The organism is Domibacillus tundrae (genome assembly GCF_000970675.1).
GTDB classification, from domain to species: Bacteria; Bacillota; Bacilli; order Bacillales; family Domibacillaceae; genus Domibacillus; species Domibacillus tundrae.
In genome coordinates this window covers 36,776-51,578 of record NZ_LAJA01000005.1, presented here as the reverse complement: position 1 = coordinate 51,578, position 14,803 = coordinate 36,776, and the positions used below count along the sequence as shown (strand labels likewise).

Annotated in this window: 13 protein-coding genes, 1 pseudogene and 1 riboswitch; of the genes and pseudogenes, 6 read left to right on the top strand and 8 right to left on the bottom strand. The window is 43.7% G+C overall.

The window, feature by feature from the left end:
• Positions 1-114 precede the first annotated feature (114 nt).
• Positions 115-450, top strand: a complete 336-nt coding sequence (locus VQ00_RS06745; protein WP_046179390.1) for a YflT domain-containing protein — start codon at positions 115-117, stop codon at positions 448-450.
• Here VQ00_RS06745 and pabC read toward each other — a convergent pair.
• The 4 genes from pabC to VQ00_RS06725 all read right to left on the bottom strand — a co-directional run bounded on the left by pabC (position 419) and on the right by VQ00_RS06725 (position 3,779).
• On the bottom strand, positions 419-1,255 hold the full coding sequence (gene pabC / locus VQ00_RS06740) for an aminodeoxychorismate lyase (RefSeq protein ID WP_046179389.1): 837 nt from the start codon (positions 1,253-1,255) through the stop codon (positions 419-421). The genes VQ00_RS06745 and pabC overlap by 32 nt on opposite strands.
• Entirely contained in the window at positions 1,240-1,830 is a 591-nt protein-coding gene (gene pabA / locus VQ00_RS06735; protein WP_046179388.1) for an aminodeoxychorismate/anthranilate synthase component II, read from the bottom strand. The genes pabC and pabA overlap by 16 nt, the downstream gene beginning before the upstream one ends.
• A complete protein-coding gene (locus VQ00_RS06730) occupies positions 1,827-3,197 on the bottom strand; it encodes an anthranilate synthase component I family protein (protein ID WP_046179387.1) in 1,371 nt (456 codons plus the stop codon). Before VQ00_RS06730 ends, pabA begins: the two co-directional genes overlap by 4 nt.
• 69 nt (positions 3,198-3,266) lie before the next feature.
• Positions 3,267-3,779, bottom strand: coding sequence for a class I SAM-dependent methyltransferase (locus VQ00_RS06725; RefSeq protein ID WP_046179386.1), 513 nt, complete (start codon positions 3,777-3,779; stop codon positions 3,267-3,269).
• Positions 3,780-3,850: 71 nt separating this feature from the next.
• Positions 3,851-3,952, bottom strand: a riboswitch (SAM riboswitch).
• A 101-nt stretch (positions 3,953-4,053) separates the two neighbouring features.
• On the opposite strand from VQ00_RS06725, the gene VQ00_RS06720 reads away from it, so the two are divergent.
• Positions 4,054-4,830 (top strand): carbon-nitrogen family hydrolase, encoded by a 777-nt coding sequence (locus tag VQ00_RS06720; protein ID WP_046179443.1) that lies wholly within the window; start codon positions 4,054-4,056, stop codon positions 4,828-4,830.
• A gap of 235 nt (positions 4,831-5,065) precedes the next feature.
• Here VQ00_RS06720 and metA read toward each other — a convergent pair whose 3' ends face one another.
• On the bottom strand, positions 5,066-5,974 hold the full coding sequence (gene metA, locus VQ00_RS06715) for a homoserine O-acetyltransferase MetA (RefSeq protein ID WP_046179385.1): 909 nt from the start codon (positions 5,972-5,974) through the stop codon (positions 5,066-5,068).
• A gap of 84 nt (positions 5,975-6,058) precedes the next feature.
• Positions 6,059-6,367 carry a hypothetical protein gene (locus VQ00_RS06710; protein ID WP_046179384.1) on the bottom strand — a complete coding sequence of 103 codons (309 nt, stop codon included), beginning with the start codon at positions 6,365-6,367 and terminating at the stop codon, positions 6,059-6,061.
• Positions 6,368-6,445: 78 nt separating this feature from the next.
• Here VQ00_RS06710 and VQ00_RS06705 point away from each other — a divergent pair, with 78 nt between their 5' ends.
• The 4 genes and pseudogenes from VQ00_RS06705 to VQ00_RS06695 all read left to right on the top strand — a co-directional run bounded on the left by VQ00_RS06705 (position 6,446) and on the right by VQ00_RS06695 (position 11,931).
• Positions 6,446-8,635, top strand: a complete 2,190-nt coding sequence (locus VQ00_RS06705) for a DNA topoisomerase III (RefSeq protein WP_046179383.1) — start codon at positions 6,446-6,448, stop codon at positions 8,633-8,635.
• A gap of 190 nt (positions 8,636-8,825) precedes the next feature.
• Positions 8,826-8,960, top strand: a pseudogene (locus VQ00_RS19500) (tryptophan-rich sensory protein); the annotation flags it as partial.
• A gap of 184 nt (positions 8,961-9,144) precedes the next feature.
• The gene (locus VQ00_RS06700) at positions 9,145-11,325 is read left to right on the top strand and encodes a GDYXXLXY domain-containing protein (protein ID WP_046179382.1); all 2,181 of its coding nucleotides are present in this window, start codon (positions 9,145-9,147) and stop codon (positions 11,323-11,325) included.
• A 195-nt stretch (positions 11,326-11,520) separates the two neighbouring features.
• Complete coding sequence (locus tag VQ00_RS06695; protein ID WP_375143361.1) at positions 11,521-11,931, top strand: C40 family peptidase; 411 nt, start codon at positions 11,521-11,523, stop codon at positions 11,929-11,931.
• 283 nt (positions 11,932-12,214) lie between these two features.
• Here VQ00_RS06695 and VQ00_RS06690 read toward each other — a convergent pair whose 3' ends face one another.
• On the bottom strand, positions 12,215-13,540 hold the full coding sequence (locus VQ00_RS06690) for a hemolysin family protein (RefSeq protein ID WP_046179441.1): 1,326 nt from the start codon (positions 13,538-13,540) through the stop codon (positions 12,215-12,217).
• A gap of 116 nt (positions 13,541-13,656) precedes the next feature.
• Positions 13,657-14,703, bottom strand: a complete 1,047-nt coding sequence (locus tag VQ00_RS06685; protein ID WP_046179381.1) for an STAS domain-containing protein — start codon at positions 14,701-14,703, stop codon at positions 13,657-13,659.
• Positions 14,704-14,803: the final 100 nt, after the last annotated feature.

Genomic DNA, 14,803 nt, shown 5'->3' with positions numbered 1-14,803 from the left:
CAATCCATTCCCCCTTTCTGAATATTTTCGACAAAAAACACGCTTTTCCTGCTGGTTTTCTTTTGTCCACGCAGGGGAAAAGTAAAGGTAAATCATTTTGCAGGGGGTCCCATCATGAAATATGTCATCGGCTTATTTAACAGTGAAATTGAGGTTATTCGAAAAATAGAGGACTTAAAGGTGGAGGGATATGATCCGTCAAAAATGACCGCGCTGACGAAAGATGCGGACGTTTATTTAACGATTCAAAACAGGACGGAAGCAAATGTGGAAACAACTGGTCCTTCGATGAAGGAAAAAGTAAAATCCATCTTTACACGCGAGAAGCCGGTGAAAGATGCCTTGCTCGACTTCGGCTTGTCTGAAGAAGATGCGGAAAAGTACCACGATGGGCTCGCAAAAGAAAAAGTGCTGCTCGTCACAGACGAACAGCTTCCCGATACATTGTAAATAACTGCTGCACCGCGTTTCCTGCTTTGCCGGGAAACGCTTTTTTTCCGACCTGATGGAGCGGCACCATTTCTTGAATGGAGTTGGTGACAAAAACTTCGTCTGCCGCTGCTACATCATCTACCGTATAAAGCCCCTCTTCTACATTCAACCCTGCTTTATGTGCGATTTTCATAACAAATTGACGGGTGACGCCGTTTAAAATACCTGTTTGGAGCGCTGGTGTGTATAGCGTCTTTTTTTTCGTCCAGAACAGGTTCGACACGACGCCTTCCGCTACAAATCCATCCTCGGTCAAAAATAACCCTTCTATAGAAGGATCGTTCCCGGCTTCCCGCTTACCGAAAATGTTGTTTAAATAATGGTGAGACTTTAACCGGTACCCGCCTTCCGGACGGTTGCGCCGCGTGTCGAGCCAAACGCCCTGCTTTTCTGTCGTAGCACCGGCCGGTTTTAATTCCTTCTGAAAAACAATTACGTTCGGGTATTGATACGGCGCGGTCTGCAGGCCAATTTCTCCGTCGCCGGCAGACACATTGAAACGGATATACGCATTGTTCCATCCATTCGCTTCATTTAATTGCGCCAAAATGGATTCTGCCTGGCCGCGTGTTACATGAAGGTCAATATTCAGTTCCCGCATGCTGTCGTTCAGCCGGCTGAGATGTTCATCCAGCAAAAACGGTTTGCCGTCATACGTACGGAACGTTTCAAATACACCGACACCGTATAAAAATCCGTGGTCAAATGGCGAAATGCGTACTTCATTGTTTTGAATGACCTGCCCGTTTACGTACGTATACATGGCACACCTCTGTACGTGTCAATAAAGTTTTGCAGCATCTCTTTTCCATACTCCGTCATAATGGATTCCGGGTGAAACTGCACTGCTTCGACCGCCAGCTCTTTATGACGAATCGCCATAATTTCGCCTTCTTCAGTCCAGGCAGAAACTTCAAAACAATCCGGCAGCGTGTCTTTTTTAACAATTAGTGAATGATAACGCGTTGCCCGGAACGGATTCGGGACGTCTTTGAAAATGGTTTTTCCATCGTGGAAAACAGGAGATGTCTTCCCGTGCATAAGCCGTTCGGCGCGCACCACATCACCGCCGAAGCTTTGCGCAATGGATTGCTGGCCGAGACAGACACCAAACAACGGAATGCGGCCGGACAGCTTTTCCACTGCTTCTAAACTAATGCCCGCTTCATTTGGTGTACAGGGTCCCGGACTGATCATCACAAAATCCGGCTTCATCGTTTCAATGTCTGCAACCGTCATTTCATCATTCCGGCGGACCACAAGTTCTTCGCCCAATTCCCCAAGATATTGAACAAGGTTATACGTGAATGAATCGTAATTATCAATCATTAAAATCATTTTGCATCCTCCGCCAGTTCCATCGCTTTTAACATTGCGGCCGCTTTTTTCAGCGACTCTTTATATTCATATTCTGGCTTTGAATCGGTCACAATCCCTGCACCGGCCTGAACATATCCATAGCCTCCCGCACTCAGCATCGTCCGGATGACGATATTCAGCTCCATGTCTCCATTGTAGCCAATCCAGCCGATGGAACCCGTGTAAATCCCGCGTCGCACCGGCTCCAGCTCTTCAATAATTTCCATTGTCCGTACTTTCGGTGCTCCGGTGATCGTACCTCCCGGAAAAACAGCGTCAATGACATCCGCATTTGTTTTTCCTTTTGCCAGCTCCCCGCGCACATTTGACACAATGTGCATAACATGTGAATATCTTTCAATCACCATAAACTCATCCACATGAACGGAACCGTATCGTGAAACACGCCCAAGGTCATTGCGTTCCAAATCCACAAGCATCACGTGTTCGGCCCGTTCTTTTTCATTATGAATCAGCTCTGCCGCCAGCCGCTCATCATCCGCATCGTCTTTTCCACGTGAACGTGTGCCCGCAATCGGTCTTGTCGAAAGGTGCTGGCCATCTTTTTTCACAAGCAGCTCCGGTGATCCGGAAACAATTTGAAAATCCGGTGTTTGAATATAAGCCATATATGGAGACGGATTTAACGCTCGAAGTGTGGCATAAACCGAAAGCGGTGGCACGGTTAACGGACGGGCGCGGCGGACGGATAAATTGACCTGGAACACATCGCCTGCTGCAATGTATTCACGAATTTTCTCTACAGCTATTTTAAATTGCTCTTCCGGAAACGAGACATCTATCTTATCCATTCCGGTTCCTGCTGCCCACTGAATTGGTTCAGCAGGATCAAGCCACTGTTTAAGCAAGTCTTCAAGTCCCTCATCTGTTTCAGCGAGTGTCATCACATACAATTCATTTGTTTCGTGATCAAACGCCGCCCATTCGTTGAAAAATAAGAAACAAACATCCGGCAGCCCAAGATCATTGACGGCAGTCTCGGGCAAAAGTTCAATAAACCGGACGTAGTCGTAGCTGATCCAGCCAATGGCGCCGCCTTGAAAATCCGGCAAATCCGAGTGCTTTGGGACATGTCGTTTATTCAAGATGGAAACAAGTGCATGAATCGGATTTCCTTTTAACAATACTTCTTTACCATTTTCATTAAGTAAAAGCCCTTCTTCGCTTGAAACCGCGGTGGCGGCAGGCTTGATACCAGCGAAGCTATAGCGTCCGCCGCGTCCGCTTTCTAAAAAGGCGTGATGCATCTCGTTTTTCGATAATGCTGTATATTGATGAAAAAATTGCTCTTTTGTGTAGTTAGTTTTCTGGTAAAAAATGTTCACGTGGTGCCACCTTTCGCATGTTGATGACTACATCATAATACGGAGGCACCCGTTTTGAAAATGGTTAGGCTATTTCACTGCGATAAACCGATTGACCGTGACCGGGTATTTCGAGGGCACAAGCTCCGTCCAGCCGTTTAAAACTGCTTCTTTTGCTGAGTCCGCTGACAGCTGCTGAAAAAAAATCGTTGAAAAACCGGCCGCTTTCAGGCGCTCCCAATAGCCGGCCAGTGATTCCGCATATGGAAAGTCAGTAGCAGATGGCAGGGAATCAGCTTCTGCAAAATCTGCCACAAACCGGCCGCCCTGCCTTAATGCTTCATACGCTTTTGCCGTCCACTGCGCGCCGTCTGCATAGGGGTGAATCGACAAAGGAGCGGCCACGGTATCGAATTCATTTTGCTTCACCTGTGAAAAAGAAGCAGCCGGCAAAACAGCCGCGCCTGCGTCTGAACATCGAGCCATCAGCGTTTCGGAGCCGCCGATAATCATGACGCGCTCTCCTTGCTGCGGATGAATTGTGGCGTATAAATTTCCTTGTTCAATTTTCAATGGTTTGTCTGTTTTGTCGATAACGGTCATGTCCGACGCCTCCTTTTGGAAAATAAAAAAACCTTTCTTCACGAAATAAGAAGAAAGGTTCCTTGTTCATCTTCTTATCTCTCAGCTTTCGCTGCAAGAATTAGCACCGTGCCTAAAATAGGTCGGTTGCCGGGTATCATCGGGCTTGTCCCTCCACCTGCTCTTGATAAGATGTATTCAGTTGTCCGTTTGTTTATTAAGAAGGATTATGCCACGTTTCATTTTCACTGTCAACCGTGTTACAATTTTTGAAAATGAATCTGGAGATGACGAGATGAAAATAGCTTGCTTGCAAATGGACATAACGTTTGGCGATCCGGAAGCGAATTACGACCAGGCGGCGGACTTTTTGAAAAAAGCGAGTGACGCCGGCTGTGAATTGGCCGTGCTGCCGGAACTTTGGACAACCGGCTATGATTTAACGAGATTGGATGAAATTGCGGACCACAGAGCTGAACGGGCTAAAGCGTTTTTGACGAAAATGGCGAAACAATACAATATGCACATCGTGGGCGGTTCTGTCGCCAATGATACAGGCGATGGCGTGAAAAATACGATGATCGTTGTGGATAAAACTGGCGCCATTGTTCATGAGTATAGCAAGCTGCATTTGTTCCGGCTTATGAACGAAGAAAAATATTTGATCGATGGCGACGGTGACGGCTTGTTTGAACTTGCCGGCGAAACGATGGCCGGCTTTATTTGCTATGACATCCGTTTTCCGGAATGGTTTAGAAAGCAGGTTTTAAACGGGGCGCGTGTCTTATTTGTACCCGCGGAATGGCCCCTTGCCCGCGTCGATCACTGGCGTACGCTGCTGATGGCCCGCGCGATTGAAAATCAGGCATATGTTGTAGCGTGCAACCGTTCGGGTTCTGACCCTGACAACCAGTTTGCCGGGCATTCCATTATTGTCGGGCCTTGGGGTGAAGTGATTGCCGAAGCAGGAGAAAACGAAGAAATGCTCATTGGCGATGTTGACTTTGATGCCATTGATGAAATCCGCAGCCGCATTCCAGTATTTGAAGACCGGCGCGAATCATTTTATTAAGTAATAGTTGGGCGCCCCGATGTATCATCGGCGGCGCTTTTGACGCACAGGATGTGCTAATAAAGGCGCTGCCAGGATATCGCACTTTTAAGTCTTCGCTCCTCCACACACATCGTTTTATGTCCATTTTGCTCAGTTTTTATCTACTCCTTACTCTTTCATGTCCACTTATCATCATTTGGATCCAGCCGGTAAACAAAAAACCCGTCCATTACACATGGACGGTCTTGCTCTTTCATTTCCACTCGTATGGTGTTTCTTGGTAAACATAATAGTTCAGCCAGTTGGAGTACAACAGATGAGCGTGGGAGCGCCATTTGTTCGGCGGCCGTTTCCCGGGATTATTATCCGGAAAATAATTCTCCGGCAATTCAGCCTCAACGCCCTTCGCACAGTCGCGTTCGTATTCTTCCGCTAGTGTGGTCGCATCGTACTCAAGGTGACCGGTAATCATAATGTTTCGTGCATCTTTAGACATCATTAACAGAGGACCCGCTTCCGGCGAAGAGGCGAGCAAAATTAAGTCTTCATGCGTTTCAATCGCTTCTTGGCTCACATCCGTATAGCGCGAAACGGGTGAGTAAAATTCGTCATCAAAACCCCGCAGCAATTTCACGGTCGGATCCGTGATTGTATGTTTAAATATACCAGAGCACTTTTTCGGCAGCTCAAATTTACCGATGCCGTAATGATGGTACAGTGCTGCCTGGGCACCCCAGCAAATATGAAGCGTGGATGTCACATTCGTTTTCGCCCAATCCATAACATCCTGCAGCTCCGGCCAGTAATTGACGTCTTCAAATTCCATTAGCTCAATCGGTGCACCGGTAATAATCAATCCATCGTAGCGGCGGCTTTTTGCATCCTCAAGCGTAATATAAAACTGCTCAAGGTGTGATTTGCTTACATTTTTCGATTCATAGGTCGCTGTATATAAAAACGAAACATTTACCTGAAGCGGCGTGTTACCAAGCAGGCGCAAAAGGTGGGCTTCTGTTTTTTCTTTTTCCGGCATTAGATTCAAAATTAAAATATTAAGCGGGCGGATATCCTGCATTCTGGCACGATCCGCGTCCATAACGAAAATATTCTCTCTTTCTAAAACTTCGCGTGCCGGCAGCTGATGCGGTATAGTAATCGGCATAATTTTCCTCCCTTTAAAACAAGATATATCTTTGTCAAATAATTATAGACACCTTTTCTGAAAAAAAACAACCGTTCCCGATTATTATTTTCCAATAATAAATTCAAGAACGATTTCCTGATTATAATTCCAAATTTTTAATACATCGGCAAGTACCGTGTTGATCGGTTCGTCTTTGTCCTCCTTTTTCAAATGTTGATTCACATCGCGTTTGTTAGCAGCACCTTGGCCGCTTTTTTTACTTTCGTTTTTCAAAAGTGGATAACTTTTCCTGCCGGCCGCATTTGCAGACAAACAGAAGAACGTCTCGCTGTTTTTAATTTCTTTGGTCGCGTTTTTTACGCAGCCACAGATTTCTTTCATATAATGAGGATTTAGACTTGTAATTTTCATTTGTTAAAGCGATCACTCCACTTCCTCCTTACATCTATGCTAATATTTATTTTATGTATGTAAGAAAGGATGTTTAAAATGGTAAAAAGCTTAGTTTTAGCTGAAAAGCCGTCAGTAGCTCGTGATATTGCGCGTGTATTGAATTGTAATAAAAAAGGCAACGGATTTCTTGAGGGAGATAAATATATCATTACATGGGCTTTAGGACATCTTGTAACACTAGCTGATCCTGAAAATTATGATATGAAATATAAAACGTGGAACTTAGAAGATTTGCCGATGCTGCCAGAACGCTTGAAATTAACAGTTATTAAGCAGTCGGGCAAGCAATTTAATGCTGTTAAATCTCAACTTACACGTGGTGATGTGTCACACGTTATAATTGCGACAGATGCTGGCCGTGAAGGTGAACTAGTAGCTCGCTGGATTATTGATAAGGCAAAAGTAAATAAGCCTGTGAAGCGACTATGGATTTCATCTGTAACGGATAAAGCAATTAAAGATGGATTTAATAATTTAAAACCAGGTAAAGCATATGAAAACCTATATCATTCTGCAGTAGCTCGGTCTGAGGCAGACTGGTATATCGGTCTTAATGCTACTCGTGCACTGACAACAAAATTTAACGCGCAGCTTAATTGTGGACGTGTACAAACGCCGGTTGTCGCGATCATTGCAGAGCGTGAGGACGAAATCAAAAACTTCAAAGCTCAAACATATTATGGCATCGAAGCTCAAACATCAGACAAGTTGAAGCTCACGTGGCAAGACGAAAAAGGGAATGGCCGCAGTTTTGATAAAAACAAAATCGATGACATTGTGAAAAAACTGGGCACACAAAATGCTTCCGTAACAGAAATTGAAAAAACGCCGAAGAAGTCGTTTGCTCCTGGCCTCTATGACTTAACGGAGTTACAACGTGATGCGAATAAGATTTTTGGTTACTCTGCAAAAGAAACGTTAAACATTATGCAAAAGCTGTATGAGCAGCACAAAGTGTTAACGTACCCTCGTACAGATTCACGTTATATCTCTTCAGATATCGTGGAAACTCTTCCTGAGCGTCTTAAAGCCTGTGGAGCAGGAGAATATCGTTCATTAACTAACAAGATATTAAACAAGCCTATAAAAGCTTCTAAGGCATTTGTTGATGACAGTAAAGTATCAGATCATCATGCTATTATTCCAACAGAAGATTACGTAAATTTTTCAGCTTTTACGGATAAAGAACGCAAAATTTATGATTTAGTTGTTAAACGGTTCTTAGCTGTATTACTCCCACCATTTGAATATGAGCAATTAACGCTTCGGGCAAAAATTGGTAATGAGAATTTTGTTGCTAGAGGGAAAACAATTTTATCTAGTGGCTGGAAAGAAGCATACGAAAATCAATTTGAAGATGGCGAGGCAGCAGATGATCTGAAAGAACAAATTTTACCCCGCATCGCAAAAGGCGATACATTAAACGTAAAATTGATTGCACAAACATCAGGACAGACAAAGCCACCTGCACGCTTTAATGAAGCGACATTACTTTCGGCAATGGAAAACCCTACGAAGTATATGGACACGCAAAACAAACAGCTTGCAGACACATTAAAATCGACTGGTGGTTTAGGTACGGTTGCAACGCGGGCTGATATTATCGATAAACTATTTAACTCATTCTTAATTGAAAAGCGCGGCAAAGACATTCACATTACTTCAAAAGGCCGGCAGCTGCTTGATTTAGTGCCCGAAGAGTTACAATCCCCTACCCTAACAGCCGAATGGGAGCAAAAGCTAGAGGCTATTGCAAACGGCAAACTGAAAAAAGAAGTATTTATTTCAGAGATGAAAAACTACGCAAAGAAAATCGTTTCTGAAATTAAATCCAGCGATAAAAAATACAAGCATGACAATATTTCAACGAAATCCTGCCCGGACTGTGGAAAACCGATGCTTGAAGTGAACGGCAAAAAAGGAAAAATGCTTGTCTGTCAAGATCGGGAATGCGGTCACCGTAAAAACGTCGCACGTGTAACGAATGCACGTTGTCCGCAATGTAAGAAAAAGCTGGAACTTCGTGGTGAAGGAGACGGTCAGATCTTTACATGTAAATGTGGGTATCGCGAGAAATTATCTGCTTTTGAAGCAAGACGTAAGAAAGAATCTGGTGGTAAAGTGGATAAACGTTCCGTACAGAAATATTTAAACCAACAAGATAAACAAGAAGAACCTTTAAACAATGCACTTGCAGAGGCGTTAAAAGGTTTAAAATTTGACTAATCCTTAAATGAAAAAGACGTTGATTATCGAAAATCAGATAACCAACGTCTTTTTTCCTTTCTTTAATTCATTTTTATAGAGATAAATCACAATCAAATAAATTATTTCGAAATAGCAATCAGAAAAAGGACAAGTGTTAGTGCATAGCTTTTAAAGGGAACAGAAAGAAAAAGGGAGCGATTTTCTGTGAATTTCTTGGATTCATCTTTTGACTCTTATATTTGTCATTTCAGTGAATGGCCTGGCGAATGCTCTGCCATTGAACGGGCAGACAACTGGTGAAATTTCCGATAAATTAATAGTGCTCTTCACTCCACCAGCTTTCACACGACGACCGCACGTACCCGTTCGTTTTCGTTTAGAGGCTTACCGGCATTGCTGTCCAAAACTGGGATGGCGAACCATTAGCTGCATATGCAGCAATTACCGCTTCTGTTGCCGTTCTGCTCTCTTCTTTTCTAGAAAGATAGTATACTTATACTACAGAAAAAGTAGGAGGGGGTTATAGGATGATTACGCAAAAACGGAGGGATATTCCGTATTTACTCGGACTCATTTTTTTCATCGCTGCGGTTGTATACTTTTTTGCCTCCAACTGGCCCGGCTTTGATCGTCCGGTAAAAATTGGGCTGTGTATGTCGATTTTACTCCTTTGTGCGTCCGGAGCCTTTTTTTATCGGCGCAGCCATACGTTTGCGTATCTTAGCAATTGGTGGCTTTTCTTATCTGTCATCGCTTTTGCGGTCGCGACGGCACTCCTCGGGCAAATGTACAATTCACATGCGGATTCGTACATTTTATTTCTTGTTACGCTTATTCCATCCGTATTACTGGCAGTCTTTACCCGCTACCGTCCGCTTTACTGGCTGTCGTTTTTCCTGTTTGAACTGACATTTTGGCTCAAGCTTTATCCGACTAGTACATTTCTTACGTATACAGACGGCGAACAGCTGCTCATTTATTTCGGAGCGATTGTCCTCCACGGAGCCATCTACGTTTTTTGGCGCAAAGTTCAAGAGCAAAAACTTTCATTTGTTTCTCTCATTGTCATGCAAAGCTGTGCTGTTTATTTGCTGAATAAGCATATGCTGTACGACACGTTTGCAAGCGAAATGGATTATCGCGCTGTCTTTATTCTTCTTCATATCCTGTATATTGCATTTATAGTAATTTTTTGGAGAGCTTTTATGAATGCGCCAAAAAGTCATCCGTTTGATCTGGCCGTTCATCTTTTATTTTTTGGTTTATACGTTGTTCCGAACGTCTTTTACATGACGTTTCAATTAATTGGTGAATTTATTTTCTACACCGGTTTCCCTATGCTGCTGCTGCTTTTCGCCTTCAGCATTATCGGCCTGCGAAAGATTAAGCTGTCCTCTGCCGGACACGACCGGAAATGGGCAAGATACATGGTGACTTTTTTTACCGGTGTGCTCGCTTTTATTGGAACGCTGATCGCCGTGTTCTCCCTCAGTTCGTTTGTCGGGATGATTTTTGGATTCAGCGGTAATTTTTCGCTCAGCTTTCTTGTTTTGGCAGTGCTGTGTGTTAGTGTCGGCCTTGCCGTGAAAAAAGAAGCATGGTTAGTCGTCCGCATGACCCTACAAATTACTGGAATTGTTTTTTTGTTTTCTTATATTATTTCGGAATGGCCGCACGTATGGCCAGCATTCTTTATCACCACTCCGTTGGTTTTGCTGACAGTGCTGCTGTTTAAAAAGAAAGAAGCCATTTTGTATTATACGGCAGCGAATGCATCTCTTCTTTATGGCATTCTTCATTTGCTTTCCGAAAACCATGTGTCTCTTTCCATTAGTACGTGGGTTTTATTTTCAGCCGCAGCTGGCAATGCCGTTGTGTTTCTTTTATTAAAGAACCTTCCAATTGGCCTCTCTGCTTTTTGGCTGTCACTCGTCTTTGCGCTTTATTCGTTAACGGAAAAAGGCTGGGATTCTTTGCTCCTGCATGCCGCTTTTCTCGTCTGCATTTTTTGGCACCTGTTTAAGCCTATTCTTGAGACGCGGCTGTACCGCTGGCCGGTCTGGGCAGCTTTTATCGGATTTTTCATTTGGAAGTATTACGAATACGCCTGGCTGCTTTTGCATAAATCACTTACGTTTTTGCTGATCAGCGTTCTCTTTTTCACAATCTGGTTTGTGTGGGGACGAAAGCATACCACTCCTGTTTCTGTGAAAAAATGGAGTGCCGGTTTGTTTGCAGCTATCCTCGTACTGCAATCTGCTTTCGTGCTAGTAACCGCGTGGCAAAAAGAACAGCTTATCCAAAATGGGGAAATCGCAGCACTGGAGCTGGCGCCTGTTGATCCGCGTTCTTTTATTCAAGGAGATTATGTTCAGCTGGGGTACGACGTTCAGGCTGATTACAATGACCAATTTTTAAACAGCTCAACAGCTCCGCCCGAGGGGAAAATCGATGTCATCTTGAAGCCTTCTTCCACCTCGATTGAATATAATGGCCAGAAAATCCCAGTTTATAAAGCAGAAGAATTTGTTGAAGCGGGTATAAAAAAAGAGCTCTTCCTGAAAGGAAAAGGCCAATACGGGACGTTAACGCTCGGGATCGAGCATTTCTTCATCCCTGAAAACACCGGAACAGAATGGGAAGAAAAAACACATGCGATCGTCCGTATTGCCCAAAATGGCGATGCGATTCTAGAAACGTTACGTTAATGAACCGTCCGGGATGTCCCCGGGCGGTTTTTGTCATGAAACTGTAATGTGAAACACATGGAACTGTAACTCAATAACCCAAATTTTCTGATATATTTATATAAGTTCATATATACAACCCGTTTAGAAGCGGTAAAGCAGACCGGAGGGACTACATTGAAAAAAGGATTATTTATGATTTTCAGTATTTGTTTCATGATGTTCGGCGGACTGTTGCCGGCACAAGAAACAAAAGCAGCTTACTCCGCAGATGCAGCGATTGCGGAAGCAAAAGAACATATTAGCACACCTTATAAATTTGGCGGCACAACACCAGCAGGGTTTGATTGCTCGGGCTTTATCCAATATGCCCATAAGCAAACAGGCTACTCACTTCCCCGTACTGCTGCTGAAATGTATAAAAAAGGACAAGCCGTTTCGAAAGCAAATATGGAGCCAGGCGACTTAATGTTCTTTACAACATATAAAAAAGGTGCTTCACACGTCGGCATCTACCTTGGTGATAATCAATTTATCCACGCGTCTTCTTCTAAAGGCGTAACAATTGATAAAACATCCAATTCCTATTGGAGCAAACGTTATATCGGCTCTAAAACACTAGATTAATATTTCAAGCGCCCGCAACTGAATGAATCAGCTGCGGGCGCTTTTTCGCTGTTAAAATGTGAAAGAAAAAACGTCTTCTTTCACATTGCTTATGATAAAAGTGAATAGAAAGAATATTCCAACGGGGTATTAACATCATAAGAAAAACGATTAAATGGCAGCTTAAAACAATCAGCAATGAAGAAGCCGCTAATTCTAAGCACTTTATTGAATGAATCAGTAGTTTAGCTGCGTCAATTTGAATTTCAAAAAAGAGTCTGCGATAAACCGCAGACTCTTTTCGTTAATCACCCTCAGCTGCCACTTCTTCTTTCGGCTTCGTTTTTTTTACTTCAATCTCATGAATATGATGGCCTTCTGCATCGCGGATAATAAATTCATAGCCATCCTGTTCAATCGAATCACCGAGCTTCACATCAATGTTTTCTGTGAGCGCCCAGCCGCCGAGTGTATCGACTTCTTCATCCGACAGATCCGTGCCAAGCAAGTCATTTACTTCCGAAATAAGCAGGCGGGCATTCAGCAAATAATGCTTCTCGCCGAGTTTTTGAACTTCTGGTTTTTCATCCGTATCAAATTCATCTCGAATTTCACCGACGATTTCTTCCAAAATGTCTTCAACGGTCACAAGTCCGGACGTGCCGCCATACTCGTCCATTAACACTGCCATATGAATACGTTCTTTTTGCATTTTCAATAGAAGGTCATGAATGGGAATCGTTTCAATCACCCGGATCACCGGCTTGACGAATTCTTCAAGCGGGCGGCTCCGGTCGCTGTCACGGCTTAAATAATACGACAGCAGTTCTTTCATGTTGACCATGCCGAGAATATTATCTTTATCCCCATCATCAACCGGATAGCGTGTGTATTTCTCAATTTCAATGATTGATGTAATTTCATCCCACGTTAAATCTTTTGACAACGTAATCATATCGGTACGCGGCACCATAATTTCTTTGGCCACGCGCTCGTCAAATTCAAAGATACGATCAACATATTTGTATTCAGACTGGTTGATTTCTCCGCTCTTGAAACTTTCGGATAAAATGATGCGCAGCTCTTCCTCCGAATGGGCCATCTCGTGCTCAGACGCCGGCTTTAAGCCGAAGAGTCCGACAAGCCCACGTGCAGAGCCGTTGAGCGCTTTAATAATCGGATACATAATTTTATCAAAAATGATAATGAGCGGCGAAAATGTTAATGTGACCCACTCTGCTTTTTGAATAGCGACCGTTTTCGGTGCGAGCTCCCCGACAACCACGTGCAGGAATGTCACGACAGAAAACGCAATCACAAATGATAAAATGCTCGAAACAGATGAGGCAATCTCGAACCGTTCAAAGACCGGATGCAAAATTTTCTCGACTGTCGGTTCACCCAGCCAACCGAGACCAAGCGCAGTAATGGTGATTCCAAGCTGGCAGGCGGATAAGTATTCATCCAGATTAGATGTTACTTTTTGTGCTGCAATCGCCCGTTTGTTTCCTTCTTCAACGAGCTGATTAATACGTGACTGGCGCACACGAATGATGGCAAATTCCGTCGCAACGAAAAAACCAGTTAACACGATAAGTAAAGCAAATAACAATAAATTGACAGCTATCAAAATGTGGAAAAAGCAGCTTGGCTGCTTTTTCCCCTCACCTCCTGGGGCAAAAAAGTTGTTGTTTTCTATACCCGTATTTTCTTTTATCATACCAAATTGCACTAAATTTTATGAAATTATTTGTCTTCCTTTTTCACAATCTGTATGCCTTCAAGCGCAATCGCATAATGAATGGCATGCTTTAATGTCGCAAAGCATTTTAAATTATTCAAATAAATGCCTTTTGAGGCCATTTCCATGCCAAGTTCCGGTGAAATGCCGGCAATGATCGGGACAGCTCCGATCAGCTGTACGGACTGCGTCACTTTTTCAAGCGTACTCAAAATTAAATTGTTCATCGCTTTAATACCGGTGACATCCAGAATAAGCATGCTTGCTTTATGATCAACAATCGCCTGCAGCGCTTTTTCCGTAAAATCATCCGACCGTTCCTGATCAAACCGGCCCATGACTGGCGTCACGAGAATACCGTCCAGCACCGGAATAACCGGCGAGGACAACTCACGAATCATTTTACGCAGTTCGATTGTGCGATTTTCCACCATCGCCTCAAGCTGCGTAATTGTTTGCTGCTCTTGCGTCTGAATGTGCTCCCGGACATTTTCTGATGGTGTCATTGGAGACGGATATAATTCAATTTCTTTATAAGATCCTTCATCTGTCGACGTATATTCTGTCGACGTATATTCTGTTACTTTATACCAAATCGTTTCTTCAAGCAGGCCGCTGAGCAGTCCTGCCCAATGACCGCCTAAAAACGTGCCGGGGCTTTCTTTCCCTTGCGCACGCACGACTTTGCTTTCCCAGTCGTTTCGAATAGACAAGATGGCGCGGCGTTCCGTTAAGCAAAGCTGCTTGAATTCAATCGCTCCCCATCCTGCCGCCGCATAAATATTTGGCAATAACGCAAGCACATCTTCTGTTTCTTCTCCGATTTCTTTATAAAAACCGCTGACAATTTTCCCTGTCCGGTAGCCCGCTGTTTCCATTACGATCCGGGCAGGTTCCGTACCTGTTACTTCTTCGATTGTATCAATGAATGTTTTCAGTGCCGTTTTTGTCCAAAAAAGAACAACATCCGCCCCTTCAAACTGAAATGATCCGTTCGTTCGGTCCCATTGAAGGTTCGTCCCGATCACGTTGATTTCCTGCTTTTCCTGCATCCACAATCCCTCCCGAATTTCTTCATACCTTTATTCTATAATGAGTACCGCCTGTTTAACAGTTTTGCCCCGTTTTTTTAGGGGAATGATATAATGATCA

What these genes read in the sequence shown, in the direction of transcription:
- VQ00_RS06745 (WP_046179390.1), top strand. Translation starts at nt 115, where the DNA reads ATGAAATATGTCATCGGCTTATTTAACAGTGAAATTGAGGTTATTCGA.
- pabC (WP_046179389.1), bottom strand. Translation starts at nt 1,255, where the DNA reads ATGTATACGTACGTAAACGGGCAGGTCATTCAAAACAATGAAGTACGC.
- pabA (WP_046179388.1), bottom strand. Translation starts at nt 1,830, where the DNA reads ATGATTTTAATGATTGATAATTACGATTCATTCACGTATAACCTTGTT.
- VQ00_RS06725 (WP_046179386.1), bottom strand. Translation starts at nt 3,779, where the DNA reads ATGACCGTTATCGACAAAACAGACAAACCATTGAAAATTGAACAAGGA.
- VQ00_RS06720 (WP_046179443.1), top strand. Translation starts at nt 4,054, where the DNA reads ATGAAAATAGCTTGCTTGCAAATGGACATAACGTTTGGCGATCCGGAA.
- metA (WP_046179385.1), bottom strand. Translation starts at nt 5,974, where the DNA reads ATGCCGATTACTATACCGCATCAGCTGCCGGCACGCGAAGTTTTAGAA.
- VQ00_RS06710 (WP_046179384.1), bottom strand. Translation starts at nt 6,367, where the DNA reads ATGAAAATTACAAGTCTAAATCCTCATTATATGAAAGAAATCTGTGGC.
- VQ00_RS06705 (WP_046179383.1), top strand. Translation starts at nt 6,446, where the DNA reads ATGGTAAAAAGCTTAGTTTTAGCTGAAAAGCCGTCAGTAGCTCGTGAT.
- VQ00_RS06700 (WP_046179382.1), top strand. Translation starts at nt 9,145, where the DNA reads ATGATTACGCAAAAACGGAGGGATATTCCGTATTTACTCGGACTCATT.
- VQ00_RS06695 (WP_375143361.1), top strand. Translation starts at nt 11,521, where the DNA reads ATGATGTTCGGCGGACTGTTGCCGGCACAAGAAACAAAAGCAGCTTAC.
- VQ00_RS06685 (WP_046179381.1), bottom strand. Translation starts at nt 14,703, where the DNA reads ATGCAGGAAAAGCAGGAAATCAACGTGATCGGGACGAACCTTCAATGG.